Genomic DNA, 23040 nt, shown 5'->3' with positions numbered 1-23040 from the left:
CGGCCGGCTGTCAGCGGCACCGCCTAATCTGTCCGTCGTGACCGGAACCGCTGCTCAGCCGCCCGCCGCCCCGCCGCCCGGGACGCCCGCGCCGCGCCCGGCGCCCGGCCCCGCGGCCGACGAGGGGCTCGCCCGGCGGCTGCGCGCGCTCGCCTGCACCGCCCCGCTCCACGACCTGGACGCCCGCAAGGCCAACCTCGCGGGCGAGTACAGCGTCTACGCGATGGCCGAGCTCGGGCTCGCCGCCATCGACCTGGTCACCCTCAGCATGGACTTCGACACCGGCGCCGACCACGAGCAGGTCGTCGCCCGCCTGCTGCCCCGGGTCGCCGCGCAGGCGCCCTCGCGCCCCGCCGAGGAGCACGAGCGCGTGGCCCGCTGGGTGCTCGACAGCCTCATCAACGTCGGCAGCGTCGACCGCGGCTTCCGCGCCGTTTACGGCACCTTCGCCCCCGACGGCAGCTACGTGCGCCGCGACTACGACTTCAAGCTCATCGAGGAGGTGCCGGGCCCCGGCGGCGAGGTCTACCTGCGCACCACCGACGAGGCGGTCAACGTGCTGGTCGGCGCCCTCGACACGGACGTCACCAGCGCCCAGATCGCCGCCGAGGTCAAGCTGGAGGTCCTCATCAGCCGCGGCCGCCTCGCCGACGCCCAGCTCGCCGCCGAGCAGGCCAGGTACCGCACCGTGCAGTACGCCGAGGCGCTGCGCCGCGCCCTGGAAGCCACCCGCCGCGACGTCCGCGCCGTCGACTGGGTCCGCACCGTCCCCGACCTGATCGACGAGGCCCTCGCCCACATCGCCGAGCGCTACCGCCACGAGAACGCGATCCTCACCAACATCCGCCGCGCCCGCGACGAGGCGGAGGACCCGGGCCACAAGCTGCGCGCCGCCGAGCTCGTCGACATCGTCAAGGACTGCATCCGGCGCCACACCCAGCTGCAGTCCCGGCTCCTGCAGGCCGGGCCGCTGTTCCGCGCCGAGCAGGACCGCCAGGCGTTCCGCCCGGTCCCCGCCCGCGCCGGCACCGACCTGCACGGCCAGCTGCTCGCCCCGGTCCTGGAGCTGACCCTGGACCAGGCCACGCGCGTGACCGACGCTTACTTCCGCCGCGGCACCGCGCCCCGGCCCCCCGCCGCCGTGCGCCTCGCCGACCTCACCGAGATGCTCCTCACCCCGCCCGCCCCCCGCGAGCACCTGGGAGCCGAGCTCCCCGAGCCTGACCTGGTGGCCACCCCCGACGACAGCCGCTTCAGCGAGGAGCAGCTCGCCGCCGCAACCGCGCTCCTCAGCGTTCCGCCCGACGCCCCCCGCCGGCTGTCGGGGCTGCTCGCCGAGGCCCGCCGCGCCGACCCCGACCTGCCCCACCTGGTCGCCCTCCTCGCGGTCCACGCCGCCAGCCCGCCGGTCGGCACCGCCTACCGGCAGGGCGAGCGGAGCCTGCTGTTCGCCGTCGACGACGGCACCCCGCTGGACGACCCCGAGTTCGGGGGTTCCGACCTCATCGTCGGAACCGCGCTGCTGGACGCGGCCGGCATGGCCGCAGGACGATCGGAGAACGCGCCGTGACCACCCCCGCCCGCGATGACGCGCCGCCGCTGACGCCCGCGGACGCCGCCGACGCCTCCCGCCTGGTCTCCTTCGGGCTCCACCCCCGGCTGCTGCCCGCCCGCGACGCCGAGTACGCGGCGCTGCTGCGCCGCTACCGCGAGGACCCCGCGTTTGCCCGGCTCACTGACGCCGTCGCCACCGGCCTGGGCCTGATCGTCCTGGAGGTCTCGCCGCGCGCGGGCATGGCCGTGGCGGCTGCCGAGGACTCCGTCTTCGCGGTCCGCATGGGCGACTACGCCCGCCGCGCCGCCGCTGACCCCGCTGACCGCTTCCTCCACGGCCTGGCCCACCTGGCCGTTGCCGCCCTGGCCTTCCCCCGCCCGCAGGACCTCGCCGACGACGACTACCTCGGCCGCATCACCGTCAACGGCGTCGAGGCGTTCGTCCGCCAGGCCTGCCGCCGCCTCGCCGAACGCGCCGCGGAACGGGGCGAGAACACCGATCCGGCCAGCGAGACTCCCGGCCTGGAGGCGGCCTGGCGGGTCTACGCCCGCCGCACCGCCACCGGCGCCACCAAGGACGCCCGCCGCCTGGCCAGCTCCACCACCGGCATCGTCGGCAAGGCCATCGCCTTTCTCGCCGACTCCGGCTTCCTGCAGCGCACCGGCGACGAAGCGGGCGGCTCCTACCGCACCACGCCCCGCTACCAGCTCCAGGTCCGCGAGCTGGCCGCCAGCAGCGCCATGTCCGAGCTGATGCAGCTCGGCGTCGTCCCGGTCAGTGACGGCACGGCCTCGCTGGCGCCGCCCTCCGCCGGCGAGGACCCCCTGCCCGACGGTGCCGGCCTGCCCTTCCACGACTGACCGCCACGACGAGACGCCCCTCACGAAAGCCCGCTCACGAAAGCCGCCATGTACGAGCTGTCCCGGATCCGCCTGTACTCCATCGGGCCGGCCGGCGCCCGGTACGCCGACACCAACCTCGACCTGCGCGGCGTCGGCGCCCCCGTGCCCGAGCCCGCGCCCACGCAGACGGACGTCTTCGAGCTGCTGGCCGACGAGCCGGCGGGGCCGCCGCGCCGCCCCGCGCCCGCCGCCGTCCTCTTCCTGGAGAACGGCGGCGGCAAGTCCGTGCTGCTTAAGCTCATCTTCTCCGTCATGCTGCCCGGGCACCGCAACACCCTGGGCGGCGCCAGCTCCGGCGTGCTGCGCAAGTTCCTCCTCGCCGACGACTGCGGCCACGTCGCGCTGGAATGGCAGCACACCAGGACCGGCGAGACCATCGTCGTCGGCAAGGTCAGCGAGTGGCGCGGCCGCCAGGTCTCCACCGACCCCCGCCGCTTCACCGAGGCCTGGTACTCCTTCCGCCCCGGCCCCGGCATGAGCCTGGACTCCCTGCCCGTGGCGGAGTCCACCGCGCTGCGGCCCCGCGAGGGCACTTCCGGCGCCCGCGGCCGCCGCCGCACGCTCAAGGGCTTCCGCGACGTCCTCATCGAGACCGGAAAGGCCTACCCCAACCTGGACGTCGTCTGGGAAGAAGTGCACGAGCGCTGGACCGAGCACCTCGGCCGCCTGGGCCTGGACCCGGAGCTCTTCCGCTACCAGCGCGAGATGAACGCCGACGAGGGCGAGGCCGCCGGCCTGTTCGCCGTGAAGAACGACGCTGACTTCACCGACCTGCTGCTCCGCGCCGTCACCGACACCCGCGACACCGACGGCCTGGCCGACCTCGTCCACGGTTTCGCCCACAAGCTCGGCCGCCGCGACGAGCTCGCGGCCGAACGGGACTTCACCGCCGGCTCCCTCGATCTGCTGGCCGCCGTCACTGAAGCCGCGGCGGGGCGCGACGCCGCCCGCGCCGGCCACCAGCGCGCCGAGCACGCCGCCCGCGCCCTCGCCCGCCGCCTGACCGCCCGCGCCGAGGCCGAACGGACGCGCGCCGCCGGGCTCGCCGACCGTCTCGCCACCGCCCAGCAGGCTGTCACGGCCGCCGAGACCGCCCGCGCCCGCGCCGCCCGCACCGCCGCCGAGCTCGCCTACCGCCACGCCTCCCTCGCCCTGGCCGCCGCGGAGAAGGACGCCGCCGCCCAGCGCCGCGAACTCGCCGACGCCCGCACGCTGCACGCCGCCTGGCAGGCCACCGAGACCGTGCTGCAGCACCGCGCCGCCGCCGACCGGGCCGCCCGCGCCGCCGCCGCCATCCGCGAAGCCGAGCGGGACGCCGCCCCCGCGCTCGCCGCGCGCGGCAGGGCCGCCGCCGCCCTGGTGCGCGCCCTGCACGCGGCCGCCACGGCGAGCGAACGCGCCGCCGCCGAACACGAGGAGCGCTCCGCCGCGCTCCAGCGGGCCGCCGAGGACGCGTACCGCGACGCCACCACCGCCGCCACCGAGGCCGAACGGGCCCGCAGCGAGGCCGGGCACCTGCGGCAGCGCCTGGCCGAGGTCCGCGAGGAGACGGCCCGGGCGGTCGAGGCCGGGTGGCTGGAGGACGGCGGCCCGGACGCCGACCCCGCCCGCGCCGCCCTGGCCGCCAGCGACGCCGCCCGCGCCGCGGTTGCGGCTTGGGAGAGCGCCCGGGAGGCCGCCCGCCGCGCCGCCGACGCCGCCAGCGAGGCCGCCCGCGACCACGGGCGGGCCGAACTCGCCGCCGCCCGCGCCGCCGACGCCGCGGCCGCCGCCCGGGACGCCTGCGCCGCCGAGCAGCGCACCGCCGCCGCCCTCGCCGCCGAGGAGCGCCTCGCCCGTCTCCTCGGCGTTACCCCCGCCGGCGACGGCCCGGCGCTCACGGCGGACGACCTCGACCGCAACGCCGAGACCCTCGCCCGCCTGCTCGACGAGCAGATCGCCGACGGCGAGCGCGAGCTGTTCGAGCTGCGCACCGCCGCCGCCGAGGACTCCCGCATCCTCGCCGCCCTCGGCGACGGCGGGCTGCTGCCGCCCAGCCCCGACGTCCTGGCCACCGTCGAGTACCTCGGCGAGCACGGCATCCCGGCCCTGCCCGGCTGGCGCTACCTGGCGCAGGCCGTCCCGCCCGCCGACCACGCCGCGGTGCTCGCCGCCCGCCCCGAACTCGTCGACGGCGTCATCCTCACGGACCCCGGCTCCCACGCCCGCGCCCGCGAGGTCCTCTCCGGCGCGGCCCTGCTGCCGCGTTCCGCCGTCGCCGTCGGCACCGCCGCCGCTCTCCTGGCCCCCGCTCCCGCCCCGGGCGGCGGGGACAGCGATGTCTTCCTCGTCCCGCCGAACCCCGCCATGCACGACGAGCGCGCCGCCGACGACGAACGGCACGCGCTGCGCGACCGCGCCGCCGCCCGTGACGCCCGCATCCGGGACCTGGCCGCGGGAGTCTCGCAGGCCCGCCAGCTCGCCGCCCGCCTCGCCTCCTGGCGCGCCGACTGCCCCCCGGGCCGCCTCGCCGAGCTGGCCGCGGCCGCCGAACGCGCCCGCCAGGAGGCCGCGCTGGCCGAGCGCCGCCTCGCCGAGGCCGCCGCCGCCCGCGCCGAAGCGGAGGAGGCGGCCGCCGAGGCCGCCCGCGCCCGCGACGAGCGGCAGGAGGCCGCCCAGCGCGCCGGCCGGTCCGCTGACGCCCTGGCCGGCCTGGCCTCCCGGCTCACTGAGCGCCCCCGCTGGCAGGCCCGGCTCAGCGAACTCGCCGCCGAGGCCGCCGAGGCCGAGGCCCGCGCCGAGGCGGCACTCGCCCGTGCCCGTACCGCCGACGAGGACCGGCGCGCCGCCCAGCGCGCCGCCGACGACGCCCGCCGCACGGCCCGGGCCCTGCGCGCCGAGACCACCGAGATCTCCGGCGTCCCCGAGACCGGCGCCGACGACACCGCCGACGACACCGCCGCTGACGGCGGAGCCAGCACCGCGTCGCTGCCCGCGCTGCGCGAGGCCTACCGCTCCGCCTCCCGCCTGTACGAGAAGGCGGCCGTCGGCGCCGACCTGCGCGCCGAGCAGGCCCGTGCCGAGGGCGACGAAAGCGCCGCCCGCGCCGCCCTCGACCGGCTCAGCGCCAAGGTGCGGACGCGCGCTGCCAAGCTGCTCGACGGCCCTGAGGGCGCCGACGGCCCGTCGCGCCAGGCCGCCGCCGCCCGGGCCGAGTCCCTCGTCCAGCTGCTGGAGACCCGTGCCAGCGCCGCCAGCGAGCGGCTGGGCCGGCTCCGCGGCGAGGCCGAGCGGCTGGCCCCCGCGAACGGCGGCTCCCACATCGACCTGCCTCCCTCCCAGCAGCCGTCCACCGCCGAGGAGGCCAGCCAGCTGCTGCGCGAGGCCACGGCCGGCCTCGCCGCCCGCGAGGAGGCCCTGGAGTCGGCCCGCGCGGCCCACGAGGCCCTCGCCCGCGACCACCACCAGGCCCGTGACGCCGCCGAGGGCTTCGAGGAGACCGCCGCCCTGCTGCGCGACCTGCTCCGCGACCCGCAGCGGGACACCGCCGCCGACGACACCGCCACCACCGCGGCTCCCGAGCCCTACCCGGGGGGCCTGCCCGAGGCACGCCAGGCCGCCGCCAGCGCCCGCCGCGCCCTGCGGGAGCAGGCCGCTGCGCTCAGCGCCGCCGAGTCCGCCCTCCGCGACGCCAGCGACCGCCTCGTGCGGCACGCCAACGCCGCCCGCTACGAGCAGGTGCGCACCCCCGCCCGGCAGCAGATCCGGGAGCTGCCCGCCGCTGAACTCCCCGAGCACGCCCCCGCCTGGGCCGAGGCGTTCGCCCCGCGGCTGCGCGTCCTCACCGACGAACTCGCCCAGCTGGAACGCAACCGCGACAGCATCGTCGACCGGCTGCGCGGCCTCGTCGAGTCCTCCCTCGCCACGCTCCGCGCGGCCCAGCGGCTGTCCCGGCTCCCTGAAGGACTGGGGGAGTGGTCAGGGCAGGAGTTCCTGCGCATCCGCTTCGAGGACCCCGACCAGGCCACCCTGACCGAGCGGCTCGGCGAGGTCGTCGACGTCACCACCCGCGCCGCTGTGGCCAAGAACGCCGACCTGCGCCGCGACGGCATGACGCTGCTGCTGCGCGGCGTCCACGCGGCGCTGCGGCCCAAGGGGGTCAGCGTCGAGATCCTCAAGCCCGACGCCGTGCTGCGCGCCGAGCGGGTTCCGGTCGGGCAGATGGGCGACGTCTTCTCCGGCGGCCAGCTGCTCACGGCCGCCATCGCGCTGTACTGCACGATGGCCGCGCTCCGGGGCAACGACCGGGGCCGCCACCAGCACGCCCACGCGGGCACCCTCTTCCTCGACAACCCCATCGGCCGGGCCAACGCCACGTACCTGCTGGAGCTGCAACGTGCCGTGGCCGACGCGCTGGGCGTCCAGCTGCTGTACACCACGGGGCTGTTCGACACCACGGCGCTCGCTGAGTTCCCCCTGGTGATCCGGCTGCGCAACGACGCGGACCTGCGGGCGGGCCTGAAGTACATCAGCGTCGAGGAACATCTGCGGCCCGGTCTGCCCGCGCCGGAGACCAGCGGCACGCCCGCACACGGGGAGGTCACCGCCACCCGCGTCTTCCGGCGGCCCGCGCCGGGCGGCACCCCCTGACCGGGACGGCCCGCGCGGCTAACCCCGCGCGGGCCACCGCCGCGGCCGGGCGACGCTGCTCGGTTCGGAGAGCACACCGTTCCGCTGCTGCCACGCCTGCCGGGTGACCCAGATGTCCAGCACCGCCCAGGTGGCCACGACGGTGCTGGCGATCGTGGTCAGCAGCATCGGGAACGCCAGCCACGAACCGGCGAGCGTGCACAGCAGCACCACGACCAGCTGGGTGAGCGTCAGGGCGATGATGATGACGGCGCGGACCGCCGCGGCGCGCACGGGATCCGGGAGCCGGGGTCTCGCGTACACTCCGCTGTCCCTCTCTGCACGGTGAGATGAGCGGATATGTCGCCCCCCATGGTAGAACGCCTTGCGGCCGCGCCGGTCCCGGGCCAGGATGGGGCCCCCGCGCGGACTCCGTGCCGCATTGCGCGATGACGCCGTACCCGGCGGTTGCGGGTAGTAGGCTCGCGCTGTCGGACGGTGGCAACCCCCGTGCGGGCCCGGAGACTTGGGGAGGGCATGCGCGTACGCGGCACGACGGTCAGGCGCAGGATGAGCACGCTCGCGCTGGTGCCCCTGCTGTCACTCGCGGTCGTCTGGGCCTGCGCGACGGCCATCACTGTCTCCGATGCCCGCCAGGCGCTCGGCGCGTCGTCCGTCGCCAGCTCCCTGGCCCCGGAGGCCGAGGACTTCCTCGCCGCCGTCCAGCAGGAGCGGCGCCAGACCGTCATCCACCGCGCCGACCCGCGCCGCGCCGAGTCGCTCAGCCGCCTCGAGGATACCCGTGAGGCCACCGACGCCGCCGCCAGCCGGCTCCTCAGCCGCGCCGCCAGCGCCCGCGGCGGCCTCGACGGCTCCGCCGCCACTGCCGTCGACGCCCTGTCCACCGCGCTCGGCAGCCTCGGCCAGCTCCGGGACCAGGTCGAGCGCGGCACCATATCCCGCACCCGGGTCCTCGGCGCCTACAACAGGCTCGCCGACCCGGCCCTGCGCCTGCTGGCCGCCCTCCCGCCTTCCACCGACAGCGAGACCGGGCTGCACGCCCGCGCCGTCGCCGGACTCCACCTGGCCAGGGAGTACCTCGCACGCGAGGACGCGCTGGTCGCAGGCGCGCTGGCCGCCGGGCGCACCACCGACACCGAACGCGACGCGCTGGCCGCGCTGATGACCGAGCGCCAGGCCGCCTACGACACCTTCCTCAGCGGCCTGCCGCTGGAGGACCGCCTGGCCCACGAGAGCTTCTGGGAGGACGGCGGCGGCCGGGTGCTCAGCAGCACGGAACAGTCCCTGGCCGAGACCGGCTCGGTCCAGCCCGGGCAGTGGGACGAGGTCAGCGGCGCCGCGCTCAGCGAACTGGCCGGTCTCGCCGCCGAGGCCGGCGACCGGTGTGAGGACGCCGCCGCCTCTGCGCGCGGCGGCCTGGTCAGGCGCGCCGTCCTCGTCGGCGCGGGCGGCTTCCTCGCCGTCGCGCTGTCCGCCGCCGTGGCCTGGCGCGTCTCCCGCGCCCAGCTGCGTGAGATGCGCACCCTCGTCCGTGAGGCCCGCGAGGCCTCCGAGGTGCGGCTGCCCGGCGTGCTGCGCCGCCTGGCGGCCGGCGACCGCGTCGACGTGGAGACCGAGGCGCCCCGCCTGGAGTACGGGGCCGACGAGGCCGGGCAGGTGGGCAAGGCGGTCAACACCCTCCAGCGGGCCGCGCTGTCGGCGGCCGTCGAACGCGCCGCCGTCCGCCACCGCGTCTCCGAGGTCTTCGTCAACCTCGCGCGCCGCAGCCAGGTCCTGCTCCACCGCCAGCTGAACATCCTGGAGACGGCCGGACAGCGCGCCGGGACCGGCGTCGACCGCGACGAGCTGGTGCGGCTGACCCACCTCACCGCGCGGATGCGGCGCCACGCCGAGGGACTGGTCGTGCTCTCGGGCGCCGCGGGCTCCCGCCAGTGGGCCAAGTCCGAGCTGCTGATGGACGTGGTCCGCGGCGCCGTCGACGAGGTCGAGGACTACGACCGCATCGAGATCCGCCGCCTGCCGGCGCTGGCCGTCGCCGGCGCCGCCGTGGCGGACCTGCGCCACCTGCTGGCCGAGCTGCTGGAGAACGCCACGGTCTTCTCCCCGCCGCACACCGCCGTCCAGGTCTACGGCGAGCGCGTGCCGCACGGCTTCACGCTGGAGATCCACGACCGGGGCCTGGGCATGACGGCCGAGGCGCTCCAGGAGGCCAACGAGCGGCTCGCGCAGCCGCCGGACCCGGAGGCCGCCGACACCGACCGGCTCGGCCTGCTCGTCGTCGCCCGCCTCGCCGAGCGCCACGGGGTGCGGGTCTCCCTCAGGGAGTCGCCCTACGGCGGCACCACCGCCGTGACCCTCATCCCCGGCGACCTGCTCACCGAGACCGGCGGCCAGGACGCTCTCCCGCACGGGCAGCGGCCCGCGCTCCTGGAAGGGCCCGCCGACGGGCCGGTCGAGCTGGAAGCCCCCGTCGCCCCCGCGGACACCGGCCCGCGGGCGGCACCCGGCTCCGGCTGGCCGCCCGCCGGCGACGGCCAGCAGGCCGACGGCACGCCGGACCCGCCGGGCGATGGGCGGCAGCCGGGTGCGCCGGTGCGCCGCACCCCCGTGCTCGTCGCCGACCACGGGCGGCCCGTCGCGCCGCCGCCCGGCGTCCCGCCGGACCAGGAGAGACCCGCGGCCGCCACCACGCGCTCCGGGCTGCCCCGCCGCGTGCGGGGCGCGGCGCCCGGTCCCCGGGCGCCCCGGCCCGCGGCGGACGCGTCCCCGGACACCCCGGACGGCCGCCCGGAGAACCCCGTGGCGGACCTGGACGCCGAGGCCGTCCGTGCCCGCATGTCGTCGCTCCAGCGCGGCTGGCGGCGGGGAAGGCAGCAGACCGAGAACCGGCGGGGCCCGACCCCGCCGGGCACGCAACCATGAACGGATGAGGCGGAGACCGATGACCGCACCGGAGGCCGCGGGCCACGGCGGCACCCCACACCACGGCAGCCCGCAGGAGCGGGGCCAGCTCGACTGGCTCCTGGACGAACTCGTCGCCCGTGTCCCGCATGTGCGCCATGCCCTGGTCCTGTCGAGCGACGGGCTGGCGCGCGGCGCCTCCCGCAGCCTCGGCAGGGAGGACAGCGAGCAGCTCGCGGCCGTCGCCTCCGGCCTGCACAGCCTCGCCCGGGGCGCGGGCAAGCACTTCGACACCGGGGGAGTGCGGCAGACCCTGGTCGAGCTCGACGACGCCTTCCTCCTCGTCTCCGCCGCCGGGTCCGGCAGCGCGCTTGCCGTCTTCGCTGAGGCGGACGCCGACATCGGGCAGGTCGCCTACGAGATGACGCTGCTGGTCAAGCGGGTCGGGCCGCACCTGGCCACCCCGCCGCGTCCCGGGGCCGGCGGCTGACTGACGGCGGCTGGGACGGCTGGGACGGCGGGTCAGCCGCCCGGGTTGTCTCCGCCGTGCTGCACGCGTGTCGCGAACGGGTGACAGCGGCGGCCGCGGCGAACCGGCCCCGGCCGTCCCCGCGTCGGTGACCGTGACGGCGGCGCCGGGACCCACGGGGGTGGCCCCGGCGCCGCCGGCCGTTGTTCCGGGCGGGTCCGGACCCTGGCGCGGCCCGCGGTGAGCTGGCATCGTCCTGCTCTGCCGCGTCACGTACCCACCGGAGCCGCCCCCATGACAGCAGCGCACGCCGACCCCGCGTCCCCGCCCGAGCCGCTGTGGCGCCCCGGCCCCGACCGGGCCGCCGCCTCCCAGCTCGCCCGCTTCCACGCCGCCGCGGCCGCCCGCCACGGCGCCCCGCCGCCGGCGGACGGCGACCCGGCCGCCTCCTACGCCGCTCTGCACCGCTGGTCCGTCACTCACCTGGAGGCGTTCTGGCACGCCGTCACCGACTGGTTCGGCGTGCGGTTCTCCTCCCCGCCCCGGGCGGTGCTCGCCGATCCGGTCATGCCCGGCGCCCGCTGGTTCCCCGGCGCCCGCCTCAACTACGCCGAGCACGCGCTGCGCGCCGCCGCCGACCCGGCGCTGGCCGGCGCCCCGGCGCTGCTGTGCGCCGACGAGCGCCAGGCGGAGCCCCGCGCCGTCAGCTGGGCGGAACTGCGCCGCCAGGTCGGCGCGCTCGCCGCTGAGCTGCGGCGGCTCGGCGTCCGCCCGGGGGACCGCGTCGCCGGCTACCTGCCCACGGTGCCCGAGGCGGTCGTCGCCCTTCTCGCCACCGCCGCCACCGGCGCGGTGTGGACCTGCTGCTCCCCGGATTTCGGGGCGCGGGCCGTGCTCGACCGGTTCCAGCAGGTCGAGCCCGCCGTGCTCATCGCCGCCGACGGCTACCGCTACGGCGGCCGCGCCCACGACCGCACCGCCACTGTCGCGCAGGTGCGGCGCGGCCTGCCGGGCCTGCGCGCGGTGGTGCACGTGCCGCTGCTGGGCACCTCCGCGCCCGAGGACACCCTGGACTGGGCGGCCGTGACCGCGGGTGAGGCCGAACCGGTATTCGCCCAGGTGCCGTTCGCGCACCCGCTGTGGGTGCTGTACTCCTCCGGCACGACCGGGCTGCCGAAGGCGCTGGTCCACTCGCACGGCGGCATCCTCGTCGAGCACCTCAAGCAGCTCGGGCTGCACTGCGACCTCGCGGCAGGGGACCGGTTCTTCTGGTACACCTCCACCGGCTGGATGATGTGGAACTTCCTGGTCTCCGGCCTGCTCGTCGGCGCCACCGTCGTGCTGTACGACGGCAGCCCGGGCCACCCGGCGCCCGACGCCCAGTGGCGCGTGGCAGCCCGCACCCGGGCGACGCTGTTCGGCACCTCGGCCGCCTATGTCATGGCCTGCGCCAAGGCGGACGTCCGCCCCGGCCGTGACCTGGACCTGTCGGCGACACGCTGCGTGGCCACGACCGGATCGCCGCTGCCGCCCTCCGGCTTCCGCTGGCTGCACGAGGAGGCCGGGGCCCACCTGTGGATCGCCTCGGTCAGCGGCGGTACCGACGTGTGCAGCTGCTTCGCCGGGGCGGTGCCGACACTGCCGGTCTACGCCGGTGAGCTCCAGGCCCCGTGCCTGGGCACCGGGCTGCGGGCGTACGCGCCCGACGGCACGCCGCTGACCGACGCGGTGGGGGAGCTGGTCGTCACCACCCCGATGCCGTCGATGCCCGTGAGCTTCTGGAACGACCCGGACGGCGCCCGGTACCGCGAGAGCTACTTCGAGATGTTCCCGGGCGTCTGGCGCCACGGCGACTGGGTGACGCTCACCTCGCGCGGCACCGTCGTCATCCACGGCCGGTCCGACGCCACCCTCAACCGGCAGGGCGTGCGCCTGGGGTCGTCGGACATCTACGAGACCGTCGAAAGCCTCCCCGAGATCGCCGAGTCGCTCGTCGTCGGCGTCGAGCAGCCCGGCGGCGGCTACTGGATGCCGCTGTTCGTCCGTCTGGCGCCCGGCGCGGTCCTCGACGACGCGCTGCGGGACCGGGTGCGGGCCGTGCTGCGGGAGCGGCTGTCGCCCCGGCACGTCCCGGACGAGATCCTCCAGGTCCCCGGCCTGCCGCACACCCTGACCGGCAAGCGCCTGGAGGTGCCCGTCAAGCGGCTGCTGAGCGGTACGCCGCTGCGGCAGGCGGTCAACCCCGGATCGGTGGACGACCCCGAGCTGCTGGAGGTGTTCGTCCGTCTGGCCCGCCAGCGCGGCGTTGTCAGTGGCGACGACTACGGTAAGTGATCGGAAGATCCCGATCCGTAGAGGGGGAGTCATGGCACGCACCACTGGCCGCGGCCGCCGGAGCGGCGCCGGGCGGCGGCCCGCCCGGACCAGGCCGGCGGCGCCGCCGCGGGAAGCCGCGAGCACCGTCGCCGTCGTCGCCGACGAGGCCGGCTTCGCGCAGATGCGCCGCTATCCCACGTTCCGCTTCGCCGACCACCACAGCTACCTGCGCCACATGGAGGCCCTGCTGCGCTCCCTGGCCCGGCGCGACGGCTACACCAGCGTGGCGCTCTTCGACCCGGCGGCCTTCGCCGACTGGTGCCAGGAGCAGCGGCTGGACCCCGACAGCCCGTCTGCCCGGGCGCGGTACGCCGGGGAGATCGCCGCCCGTGGCGCCACCGTGCCCTATGACGGCCGGCCGCTGCACCGCCTCGTCCCCGCCCTGCTCGCCGAGCACGAGCGCTGGGAGACCTGGGAGCGCGGCACGGCCCTGCTCGCCGCCGCGGGTGACTGCCCCCGCTGCGGCGCCGCCGCGGCGCGCTGTGCCTTCCAGCGGGCCACCTCGGTGCTCACCGCGCTGCTGCGCCGGGCCGAGCCCGGCGTCCACCATCTGGTGTGCAGCCTCGGCGGAGACGGCGCAGACGGCCCCGACGGCCGTCCGCTGACCGCCAGCCTCAGCGCCGAGCTCGGCGGCGACGGCGAGGTGCGGGTGGCCGAGCCCGAGGCGCTGGTGCTGTGCACCGTGCTCGCCGCCGGTCTGGCGACGGGCCGCCCGGCCGGGCTCGTGCTGCGCTCCGCGGCGGACGCCGCCGCCCCGCAGCGGGTCCGCGGCTGGAGCGTGCACCAGGGCCGGCCGCGCGCGCTGACCGAGGCCGAGGTCTTCGCCGCCTACTGCACGGACGCCCGCACCGGCGAGCCCGTCCCGCCAAAGCCCGGAGTCAGCTACACGGCCGCGTTCACGCTCCCGTCCGCCCGGTGCGACGGCGGCTGAGCCGCCCCTGTCCCCGCCGCCCCCTACCCGCCCGACAGCGCCGCCCGCGCGGCGGCGCGGGCCTCGGCCGCGCCGCCGGCCGCCCGCGCCGCCGCGGCGGCCCGCTCGCACTGCGCCAGCGTGTGCCCGGCCAGCGCTTCGCGCACGGCCGGGATCGCGCCCGCGCCCATCGACAGGCTCGTCACCCCCAGCCCCGCCAGCACGCACGCCAGCAGCGGATCCGCGGCGGCCTCGCCGCACACCCCGCAGCTCTTGCCCTCGGCCTTGGCCGCCTCGGCGGCCATCGCGACCAGATCGAGCAGCGCCGGCTGCCACGGGTCCTGGAACCGGGCCAGCGCTCCCGCCTGCCGGTCGGCGGCGAAGGCGTACTGCGCCAGGTCGTTGGTGCCCAGCGAGAGGAACTCCGCCTCCTGCAGCAGCTCCCGCGCCCGCAGCGCGGCCGACGGCACCTCCACCATGGCGCCTGGCCGGGCCGCCAGCCCTGCCGCCTGGCAGGCCTCGCGGAACGCCCTGGCGTCCTCCCGGTCGGCGACCATCGGCGCCATCACGTCCAGTGCCGCGGGCAGCCCTTCCGCCGCTCGGGCCAGCGCCCGCAGCTGGCCGGCCAGCACCCCGGGATGCGCCAGCAGGGCCCGCAGTCCCCGCACCCCGAGCGCCGGGTTCGGCTCCGCACCGCCGCCGAGGAAACCCAGCGGCTTGTCCGCCCCCGCGTCCAGCACCCGCACCACGACGCGCCCCTGCGGGAACGCCTCCAGCACCCGCCGGTACACCGCGCTCTGCTCCGCTTCGGTGGGCTCCCGCCCCCCGCTGCCCAGGAACAGCAGCTCCGTGCGGAACAGCCCCACGCCCTCGGCTCCCGCGGCCACCGCCGCCGCGACGTCCTCGGGCCCGCCGACGTTGGCCAGCAGCGGCACCGCGTGGCCGTCGGCCGTCGCCCCGGGGCCGGCCCGTGCCGCGGCCGCCCGGCGCCGTTCCTCGGAACGGGCCAGCGCCGCCCGCTCCTCCGCCGTCGGCCGCAGCACCACCTCGCCCGTGCCGCCGTCCACGGCCACCACGGTCCCCTCCGCCAGGGCGCCCGCCTCGGGCAGTGCCACCACGGCCGGCACCCCCAGGGCCCGCGCCAGGATCGCGGTGTGGCTCGTCGGCCCGCCCTCCGCGGTGATGAATGCCAGCACCAGCGAGGGATCCAGCAGTGCCGTGTCAGCGGGCGCCAGGTCCCGCGCCACCAGCACGTACGGCTCGTCGCTGTCGGGCACCCCCGGCATCGCCACGCCCATCAGCCGCGCCACGATCCGGTCACGCACGTCGTCCAGGTCGGCCACCCGCCCCGCCAGATACCCGCCCGCCCCGGACACCAGCTCCCGGTACCTGGCGAAGGCGTCCGTCACCGCCCGCTCCGGTGTGTCCCCCGCGCTCACCCGCCGCTCGACGTCGGCCCCCAGCTCCGGGTCCCGGGCCATCATCGCCTGCGCCTGGAGCACCGCCTGGGCCTGCCCGCCCGCCAGCTCTCCCCGCGCGGCCAGGTCCGCCGCCACCGCCGCCACGGCCTGCCGCACGCGTGCCAGCTCCGCGGGCGCGTCCTCGGGCGCCACCCGCCCCGGGGGCACCGGCGGAAGCGACGTCTCCATGCGCCGCACCTCGCCGATCGCCACGCCCGGGCTCACGCCGACGCCCCGAAGCCTGGTTTTCATCACACAGCCTCATCCGCGGAAGACAGAAACTCAGCAACAGCGCCTTGCCGGGCGGCATGCCACACAAAAGCGTAAGTCATCTCAAGGCGCCCCTCCCCTCAGCGCGCTTTGCCGCAGCGGGTAAGGTGCGTCAGGCACACGCCATGGAACGGGACAACGGCATACGGGACACGCGGGGAGGCTTCCGGGTGGAGGTCCAGGGGACGAGCACACACAAGGACCGGATCCTGACGATCCCGAATCTGCTGAGCATGGCGCGGCTCGCCGGTGTACCGGTGTTCCTCTGGCTCATCCTCTCCCCGGAGTTCGGCGGCCCCACCCTCGACGGCTGGGCTCTTGCCGTCCTCGCCGCCAGCGGGGTGAGCGACTACCTCGACGGCAAGCTCGCCCGGCGCTGGAACCAGGTCAGCGAACTCGGCCGCATCCTCGATCCGGCCGCCGACCGCCTGTACATCCTCGCCACTCTCACGGGTCTGACATGGCGCGGCATCCTGCCGCTGTGGCTGACCGCCGTTCTGCTGGCGCGGGAGCTGATGCTGCTGGTCATGGTCTGGATACTCGACCGCCGCGGATACGCCCCGCCACAGGTCAACTTCCTCGGCAAAGCCGCCACTTTCAGCCTCATGTATGCCTTCCCGCTGCTGCTGCTCAGTGACGGAACTGGCTGGGTGGCATCACTCGCTGCTATTTTCGGATGGGCGTTCGCCGGCTGGGGTACAGCGCTCTACTGGTGGGCAGGGATCCTCTACGTGGTCCAGGTCCGCCGGCTCCTCACGGCGGATGCCACGGCCGACTGAGCTCGCCCTGGCAGCGTCGCGGGGGCCTGGTGCCCGTACGTGCCGCACGCATCTCCGGGGAGCCACCCGGGCCAGGGCCCCTCCAGACGGGCGCAGTCGGAGTGACTGCCTACTCCCCAAGGAGGACACTTCCGATATGAAGGCCGTCGTAATGGCTGGAGGCGAAGGCACCCGGCTTCGCCCGATGACCGCGAGCATGCCCAAACCGCTGCTCCCTGTGGCCAACCGCCCCATCATGGAGCACGTGCTCCGGCTGCTGAAACGGCACGGTCTCACCGAAACCGTGGTCACCGTGCAGTTCCTGGCCTCGCTGGTGAAGAACTACTTCGGCGACGGCGAGGAACTCGGCATGGACCTCACCTACGCCCACGAGGAAAAACCGCTCGGTACGGCCGGAAGTGTGAAGAACGCCGAGGAAGCGCTGAAGGACGAGCCGTTCCTCGTCATTTCCGGTGACGCGCTCACCGATATTAATCTCACGGAACTCATCGAGTTTCACCGGGAACGCGGCGCGATGGTCACCGTCTGCCTCACCCGCGTTCCCAACCCGCTGGAATTCGGCATCACCATCGTCGACGAGGAAGGCCGGGTCGAGCGTTTCCTGGAGAAGCCCACCTGGGGTCAGGTCTTCTCCGACACGGTCAACACCGGCATCTACGTCATGGAACCCGAGGTGTTCCAGTACGTCGAGCCCGGAGTTTCCGTCGACTGGTCCGGAGACGTCTTCCCTCGCCTGATGAAGGAAGGCAAGCCGATTTACGGCTACGTCGCCGACGGCTACTGGGAGGACGTGGGCACGCACGAGAGCTACGTCAAGGCGCAGGCCGACGTGCTCGAGGGCAAGGTCGACGTCGAGATCGACGGATTCGAGATCTCTCCCGGCGTGTGGATCGCCGAGGGCGCCGAGGTCCACCCCGACGCCAAGCTCCGCGGCCCGCTGTACGTCGGCGACTACGCGAAGATCGAGGCGGGCGCCGAGGTCCGCGAGCACACGGTCATCGGCTCCAACGTCGTGGTCAAGTCGGACGCCTTCCTGCACCGGGCCGTCGTCCACGACAACGTCTACATCGGCCCGCAGACCAACCTGCGCGGCTGCGTCGTCGGCAAGAACACCGACGTCATGCGCGCCGCCCGCATCGAGGACGGCGCCGTCATCGGCGACGAGTGCCTGGTGGGCGAGGAGTCCATCGTCCAGGGCAACGTCCGCGTCTACCCCTTCAAGACCGTCGAGGCGGGCGCGTTCGTCAACACCTCGGTCATCTGGGAGTCCCGCGGCCAGGCGCAGCTCTTCGGCGCCCGCGGCGTCTCCGGCATCCTCAACGTCGAGATCACCCCCGAACTCGCCGTGCGCCTCGCCAGCGCGTATGCGACGACCCTCAAGAAGGGCTCGTCGGTCACCACCGCCCGCGACCACTCCCGCGGCGCCCGCGCCCTGAAACGCGCGGTCATCTCCGCGCTCCAGGCCAGCGCCATCGACGTGCGCGACCTGGAGAACGTGCCGCTGCCCGTGGCGCGCCAGCAGACGGCCCGGGGCAGCGCGGGCGGCGTGATGATCCGCACCACGCCCGGCGTGCCCGACTCCGTCGACATCATGTTCTTCGACGAACGGGGCGCCGACCTGTCCATGGCGCGGCAGCGCAAGCTCGACCGGGTGTACGCGCGGCAGGAGTACCGGCGCGCCTTCCCCGGCGAGATCGGCGACCTGCGCTTCCCCTCCAGCGTCTTCGACGCCTACACCGGCTCCGTGCTCCGGGCCGTGGACACCACCGGCATCGCTGAGTCGGGCCTGAAGGTCGTCGTCGACGCCGCCAACGGCAGCGCCGGGCTCGTCCTCCCCAGCCTCCTGGGGCGGCTCGGGGTGGATTCCCTGACCATCAACCCGGGGCTCGACGAGGGGCGGCCCACCGAGACTCCCGAGGCCCGCCGGGCCGGCCTGGTGCGGCTGGGCGAGATCGTTGCCTCCGCCGGCGCTGCGTTCGGCGTGCGCTTCGACCCCGTCGGCGAGCGGCTCGCGCTCGTCGACGAACGCGGCCGGATCATCGAGGACCAGCGGGCTCTGCTGGTGATGCTCGACCTGATCGCCGCCGAGCGCCGCAGCGGCCGGGTCGCGCTGCCGGTGACCACGACGAGGATCGCCGAGCAGGTCGCTGCCTACCACGGCACCCAGGTCGAGTGGACCACGACCTCGGCCCACGACCTGACCAGCGCCGCCCACAAGGAGGGCGCGGTCTTCGGCGCGGACGGCAGGGGCGGTTTCATCATCCCCGAGTTCTCCAGCGTCTTCGACGCCACCGCCGCGTTCGCCCGGCTCGTCGGCCTCGTGGCACGCACGCAGCTGTCCCTCAGCCAGATCGACGCCCGGATCCCGCGGGCCCACGTGCTGCGGCGCGACATCGCCACCCCGTGGGCGGTCAAGGGCCTGGTCATGCGCAGCGTCGTCGAGGCGGCGGGTGACCGCCAGGTGGACACCACCGACGGGGTCCGCGTCGTCGAGCCGGACGGGCGCTGGGTGCTCGTGCTGCCGGACCCCGCCGAGGCCGTCACGCACCTGTGGGCCGAGGGCCCGGACGACACCGCGGCGCAGGAGCTGCTTGACACCTGGTCGGAGGTGGTGGACGGCGCGGGCCGCTGAGGAGCCCGCCCGCCACCGCGCCTTGCGGACGACGGAGCAGCCTGACTACGCTCAGTCGTCACCGTGACCGGATCTCTCACCCGCGGGGGCCACCAGCAGTGGTGGATGCGCCCTGAGGGAAACTGAGCAGGGACCGTGAACGTTGACAGGGTGTCTTTCGCGGCCCGTGAGAGACAATGGACCGCCCCGTCCGGGGTCGGGCTAGGTGCGAGGGGATCGCTGGTGAGTTTTTTCGCTCGGTTGTTCGGCAGGCGTCAGAGCGGCGCGCACAGCGCCACACGGTCCCGCGCCCGCCAGCATGGCGAGTCGTCCGCGCCGGCGCCCGGGGCGGAGCCGGACCGCCCGCTGTTCCGTGACGAGGTCGGCGGTCAGGGCGGCGCTCCCGCCCCGGCCGCCGGCCACGGCGGCATAGGCGGGGCTCCCTGTGCCCGGTGCGGCCAGCGCAACCCCGAGACCAGCCGGTTCTGCTCCCAGTGCGGCAACCCGCTGCGGGCCGGCCTGGAGGGGTCTTCCGAGACCACCTCGACGATCTCGATCAGCGGACTGGAGGCGTACGACGCGGAAGCCACCGGACAGCACCCGGTGCCGCCGCTGTCCGCCGAGGCGCAGGCGGCGGTCGACGCCCTGCCCGCCGGGTCCGCGCTTCTGGTCGTCCGCCGCGGGCCGAACGCCGGCAGCCGCTTCCTGCTGGACAGCGACCTGACGACCGTCGGGCGCCACCCGCAGAGCGACATCTTCCTCGACGACGTGACGGTCTCCCGCCGCCACGTGGAGTTCCGGCGCCGTCCAGACGGCGGGTTCACCGTCACCGACATCGGCAGCCTCAACGGCACGTACGTCAACCGCGAGCAGATCGACTCCGCCGTTCTCAACAACGGCGACGAGGTCCAGATCGGCAAGTACCGCCTGGTGTACTTCGCCAGCCGGCACACGGCGTGATCCGCCCCCGGGGCGCACGGGCGCCGCGCGGAGGTGCTCGACTATCCAAACGCCCCGGGCACGTCCTAGGGTTGCTGTGTGAACCAGCTCGATGTCGTGGGCGTACGGGTGGAAATGCCCAACAATCAGCCCATCGTGCTACTCCGTGAAGTGGGTGGTGACCGCTATCTCCCGATCTGGATCGGACCGGGGGAGGCGACCGCCATCGCGTTCGCCCAGCAGGGGATGACACCTGCCCGGCCGCTGACGCATGACTTGTTCAAGAACGTGCTGGAGGCGGTGGGGCAGGAGCTGAGCGCCGTGCGGATCACCGACCTGCGCGACGGTGTTTTCTACGCCGAGCTCGTGTTCTCCAGCGGGATCGAGGTCAGCGCCCGCCCCTCCGACGCCATAGCGCTGGCGCTGCGGGTGGGCACCCCCATCTACGGCAGCGACGCCGTCCTCGACGACGCGGGGATCATCATCCCCGACGAGCAGGAGGACGAGGTGGAACGCTTCCGCGAGTTCCTCGACCAGATCTCCCCGGAGGACTTCGGGACGAGCAGCCAGTAGCGGTGCGCGGCGTTCGTTGACGCGCTCCGCGTGCATGCCTAGCGTCAGCGGGGCATGTCTAGGGAGGAGCGCCGTGCGCACGCGCACCGTCACACGCGGTGAGCGCAGTCGGACACGGTCGGGGCATGCGGAACGGAGGCCGGCGTGACAGGTAACGGCGACAGCCAGGCGGTGGGCGGGGTCTCCGCCCTTCCCGGCGTCTCTGGCGTTCCCGGAGTACGGCCGCCGGCTTCCCGCCAGGCCTTCGCTTCCCGGTCCGCACCGGACCGGGACCGGCTGGCGTACCGCGGCCCCAGCGCCTGCGCCGCGGCGGGCATCACCTACCGGCAGCTCGACTACTGGGCCAGGACCGGCCTGGTGCAGCCCAGTGTCCGCCCGGCGCACGGCGCCGGCAGCCACCGGCTGTACAGCTTCCGCGACGTGCTCGTGCTCAAGATCGTCAAGCGGCTGCTCGACGCCGGCGTCTCCCTGCCGAGCATCCGCACGGCCGTGCGGGCCCTGCTCACCGCCGACCCGGACGAGCTGCCCGGACTCACCCTGATGTGCGACGGCGCCGCCGTCTACCGCTGCGCCTCCCCAGAGGAGCTCGCGGGCCTGCTCGACGGCGGCCGCGGCCTGTTCGGCATCGCCGTGGGCGCCGTGTGGCGGGACGTCGAGGAGGCGCTGTCGCGGCTGGCCGCCGAGCGCGTCGACACCGGGGAGTCCGTCCCCGGCCCCGGCCACCCCGGCGACGAGCTCGCCGCGCGCCGCCGCCGCGGCTAGCCGACCCCGCCCGCCCACCGCGCGTGCCCAGGCCGCGCTGTCAGCCCGGTGCGGCACTATCGACGGCGTGCGGAGCGCGCCGACCATTCTTCACCTCGACATGGACGCCTTCTACGCCTCGGTGGAGCAGGCGGCCAAGCCAAGCCTGCGGGGAAAACCGGTCGTCGTCGGCGGCCTCGGCCCGCGCGGCGTGGTGGCGACCGCCTCCTACGAGGCGCGGCGCTTCGGCGTGCACTCGGCGATGCCGACCGCCCAGGCCCGGCGGCTGTGCCCGTCCGCCGCCTACCTCGCGCCCCGGTTCGGCGTCTACCGCGAGATCAGCGAGACAGTGATGGGCCTGCTCGCCCGGCTCTCCCCGCTGGTCGAGCCGCTCAGCCTGGACGAGGCGTACGTCGATCTCGCGGCCGGGGGCGCCGCTGCCTCCGCCAGGGAGGCCCGGGCCGTGGGGGAGGAGCTGCGGGCCCGCATCCGCGCGGCGACGGGCCTGAGCGGCTCGGTCGGCCTGGCCGGCTCGAAGCTGCTCGCGAAGATCGCCTCCGAGCGCGCCAAGCCTGACGGCCTCGCGGTCATCGAGCCGGGCACCGAGCGGGAGCTGCTCGCGCCGCTGCCGGTGCGCACCCTGCCCGGCGTCGGGCCCGCCACGGACGCCGTGCTCCGCAGGGCCGGGATCGCCACGGCCGGGGACGCCGTCCGCGCCGGGGAGACGGAGCTGGTGCGCCTGCTGGGCACCGCGCATGGCCAGTCGGTCTACGCGATGGCGCGCGGCGTCGACGACCGGCCGGTATCGGCGGAGCGTGCCTCGAAGTCCGTCTCCGTGGAGGACACCTTCGACACCGACGTCACCGACCCGGTCCGCCTGCGCGCCGAGACCGGGCGGCTGGCGCTGCGCTGTGCCGAGCGGCTGCGCGCCGCGGGCCGCTCCGGCCGCACCGTCGTGCTGAAGGTGCGCCGCTATGACTTCACGACGCTCACCCGCTCCGACACTCTGCGCGGGCCGACCGACGACCCCGCCGTGGTGCGGGAGGCCGCGCTGCGGCTCCTGGCGGGCGTGGACACCAGCGCCGGCGTGCGGCTGCTCGGCGTGGGCGTCAGCGGCCTCGCCGACTTCACGCAGGAGGACCTCTTCGCCCAGGCCGCGGTCCAGGCCGATGCGGCCGCGGCGCAGGGCACGGCCGCGGCCGCGGAGCCGGCGGCGCCGCCGCCCGCCCCGCCGCGCGCCTGGCCGCCGGGCACCGACGTGTGCCACGAGCGGTACGGGCCCGGCTGGGTGCAGGGCAGCGGCCTGGGCCGGGTCACCGTGCGTTTCGAGCGTCCGGGATCGCCGCCGGGCCGCGTCCGCACGTTCGCGCAGGACGACCCGCTGCTGCGGCGGTCCGACCCGCTGCCGCTGGTCCCTCAGGACGCGCCCGGCGGCGTCAGCCGGTCCCAGTCCCCGTCCGTGCCGGGACCGCCGGATGAGCCGGGGACGTCCAGGCCGTAGTGCCGGTACAGCTGGAGCTCCTGCTCGGGCGACAGGTGGCGGCCCACCCCGAAGCCGGGGGCCCGCCGGATCAGCGCCCGGTCGAACGGCACCCGCAGCGTGTCGTCCACGACCTCGCTCGGCTCCAGCGGCACGAACGCGTCGCGGCTGAACAGCCCCGTGCGCACGGCCGCCCACTCCGGCGTGCCGGTCGCGTCGTCGAGATACACCTCGTCCACGGTCCCGATTCTCGTGCCGTGACGGTCGAAGGCCTTGCGCCCGATCAGGCTGCGCGGGTCAATGTCGGTCTGCACGCTTCTCCTCCAGCTGCTTCAGCGGCGCCCCGGCGGCTTGCCTCAGGAAAACACCCCCATGTACTACGAAACGGCACAAACCTCTCGGTTGCTAGTCGGGTGAAGCGGAAAACACCGGGACGAGGGCCCGC

16 protein-coding genes are annotated in these 23040 nt (G+C 75.6%); 13 read left to right on the top strand and 3 right to left on the bottom strand.

All coding sequences use genetic code 11. From position 1 onward, the window contains the following. The first annotated feature begins 37 nt into the window (after nt 1-37). From JK356_RS11085 to JK356_RS11075, 3 genes are read left to right on the top strand one after another with little or no spacing between them, the layout of a single operon-like run. On the top strand, nt 38-1570 hold the full coding sequence (locus JK356_RS11085) for a hypothetical protein (protein ID WP_201867482.1): 1533 nt from the start codon (nt 38-40) through the stop codon (nt 1568-1570). Next, entirely contained in the window at nt 1567-2415 is an 849-nt protein-coding gene (locus JK356_RS11080; protein ID WP_307815526.1) for a hypothetical protein, read from the top strand. The genes JK356_RS11085 and JK356_RS11080 overlap by 4 nt, the downstream gene beginning before the upstream one ends. A gap of 48 nt (nt 2416-2463) precedes the next feature. Next, on the top strand, nt 2464-7086 hold the full coding sequence (locus tag JK356_RS11075; RefSeq protein WP_201867481.1) for a hypothetical protein: 4623 nt from the start codon (nt 2464-2466) through the stop codon (nt 7084-7086). A gap of 18 nt (nt 7087-7104) precedes the next feature. Here the strand turns inward: JK356_RS11075 and JK356_RS11070 are convergent, their stop codons facing one another. Beyond that, on the bottom strand, nt 7105-7389 hold the full coding sequence (locus JK356_RS11070; protein WP_201867480.1) for a hypothetical protein: 285 nt from the start codon (nt 7387-7389) through the stop codon (nt 7105-7107). 246 nt (nt 7390-7635) lie between these two features. On the opposite strand from JK356_RS11070, the gene JK356_RS11065 reads away from it, so the two are divergent. From JK356_RS11065 to JK356_RS11050, 4 genes are all read left to right on the top strand, one after another. Then, on the top strand, nt 7636-10008 hold the full coding sequence (locus JK356_RS11065) for a nitrate- and nitrite sensing domain-containing protein (RefSeq protein ID WP_236671140.1): 2373 nt from the start codon (nt 7636-7638) through the stop codon (nt 10006-10008). Between the two features lie 19 nt (nt 10009-10027). Beyond that, complete coding sequence (locus tag JK356_RS11060) at nt 10028-10477, top strand: roadblock/LC7 domain-containing protein (protein WP_201867478.1); 450 nt, start codon at nt 10028-10030, stop codon at nt 10475-10477. Between the two features lie 273 nt (nt 10478-10750). Next, complete coding sequence (locus JK356_RS11055; RefSeq protein ID WP_201867477.1) at nt 10751-12790, top strand: acetoacetate--CoA ligase; 2040 nt, start codon at nt 10751-10753, stop codon at nt 12788-12790. A gap of 31 nt (nt 12791-12821) precedes the next feature. Further along, nucleotides 12822-13763 carry a hypothetical protein gene (locus JK356_RS11050; RefSeq protein ID WP_201867476.1) on the top strand — a complete coding sequence of 314 codons (942 nt, stop codon included), beginning with the start codon at nt 12822-12824 and terminating at the stop codon, nt 13761-13763. A 23-nt stretch (nt 13764-13786) separates the two neighbouring features. Here JK356_RS11050 and ptsP read toward each other — a convergent pair whose 3' ends face one another. Next, complete coding sequence (gene ptsP, locus JK356_RS11045) at nt 13787-15454, bottom strand: phosphoenolpyruvate--protein phosphotransferase (RefSeq protein ID WP_201867475.1); 1668 nt, start codon at nt 15452-15454, stop codon at nt 13787-13789. A gap of 143 nt (nt 15455-15597) precedes the next feature. Between ptsP and JK356_RS11040 the strand changes: the two genes are divergently transcribed. The 6 genes from JK356_RS11040 to JK356_RS11015 all read left to right on the top strand — a co-directional run bounded on the left by JK356_RS11040 (nt 15598) and on the right by JK356_RS11015 (nt 22616). Further along, nucleotides 15598-16251 (top strand): CDP-alcohol phosphatidyltransferase family protein, encoded by a 654-nt coding sequence (locus tag JK356_RS11040; protein WP_236671139.1) that lies wholly within the window; start codon nt 15598-15600, stop codon nt 16249-16251. Nucleotides 16252-16387: 136 nt separating this feature from the next. Next, nucleotides 16388-18883: a mannose-1-phosphate guanyltransferase gene (locus JK356_RS11035; RefSeq protein WP_201867474.1), complete on the top strand. Its 2496-nt coding sequence runs from the start codon at nt 16388-16390 to the stop codon at nt 18881-18883. A 222-nt stretch (nt 18884-19105) separates the two neighbouring features. Then, nucleotides 19106-19822, top strand: coding sequence for an FHA domain-containing protein (locus tag JK356_RS11030; RefSeq protein WP_201867473.1), 717 nt, complete (start codon nt 19106-19108; stop codon nt 19820-19822). A gap of 78 nt (nt 19823-19900) precedes the next feature. Further along, nucleotides 19901-20374, top strand: a complete 474-nt coding sequence (locus JK356_RS11025) for a bifunctional nuclease family protein (RefSeq protein ID WP_201867472.1) — start codon at nt 19901-19903, stop codon at nt 20372-20374. Nucleotides 20375-20518: 144 nt separating this feature from the next. After that, on the top strand, nt 20519-21136 hold the full coding sequence (locus JK356_RS11020) for a MerR family transcriptional regulator (protein ID WP_201867471.1): 618 nt from the start codon (nt 20519-20521) through the stop codon (nt 21134-21136). A gap of 67 nt (nt 21137-21203) precedes the next feature. After that, nucleotides 21204-22616, top strand: a complete 1413-nt coding sequence (locus tag JK356_RS11015; protein ID WP_201867470.1) for a DNA polymerase IV — start codon at nt 21204-21206, stop codon at nt 22614-22616. Here JK356_RS11015 and JK356_RS11010 read toward each other — a convergent pair. Next, nucleotides 22532-22909 carry a PRC-barrel domain-containing protein gene (locus JK356_RS11010; protein WP_201867469.1) on the bottom strand — a complete coding sequence of 126 codons (378 nt, stop codon included), beginning with the start codon at nt 22907-22909 and terminating at the stop codon, nt 22532-22534. The genes JK356_RS11015 and JK356_RS11010 overlap by 85 nt on opposite strands. Nucleotides 22910-23040 lie beyond the last annotated feature (131 nt).

It is taken from the genome of Streptomyces sp. 7-21 (genome assembly GCF_016741785.1).
Lineage (GTDB): Bacteria > Actinomycetota > Actinomycetes > Streptomycetales > Streptomycetaceae > Streptomyces.
The sequence above is the reverse complement of the archived record's forward strand: the minus strand, read 5'-3'. Positions and strand labels throughout refer to the sequence as shown.

Coding starts and splice junctions, on each gene's coding strand:
- JK356_RS11075 (WP_201867481.1), top strand. CDS start 2,464: ATGTACGAGCTGTCCCGGATCCGCCTGTACTCCATCGGGCCGGCCGGC.
- JK356_RS11065 (WP_236671140.1), top strand. CDS start 7,636: ATGAGCACGCTCGCGCTGGTGCCCCTGCTGTCACTCGCGGTCGTCTGG.
- JK356_RS11060 (WP_201867478.1), top strand. CDS start 10,028: ATGACCGCACCGGAGGCCGCGGGCCACGGCGGCACCCCACACCACGGC.
- JK356_RS11055 (WP_201867477.1), top strand. CDS start 10,751: ATGACAGCAGCGCACGCCGACCCCGCGTCCCCGCCCGAGCCGCTGTGG.
- JK356_RS11050 (WP_201867476.1), top strand. CDS start 12,822: ATGGCACGCACCACTGGCCGCGGCCGCCGGAGCGGCGCCGGGCGGCGG.
- ptsP (WP_201867475.1), bottom strand. CDS start 15,454: ATGAAAACCAGGCTTCGGGGCGTCGGCGTGAGCCCGGGCGTGGCGATC.
- JK356_RS11040 (WP_236671139.1), top strand. CDS start 15,598: ATGGAACGGGACAACGGCATACGGGACACGCGGGGAGGCTTCCGGGTG.
- JK356_RS11035 (WP_201867474.1), top strand. CDS start 16,388: ATGAAGGCCGTCGTAATGGCTGGAGGCGAAGGCACCCGGCTTCGCCCG.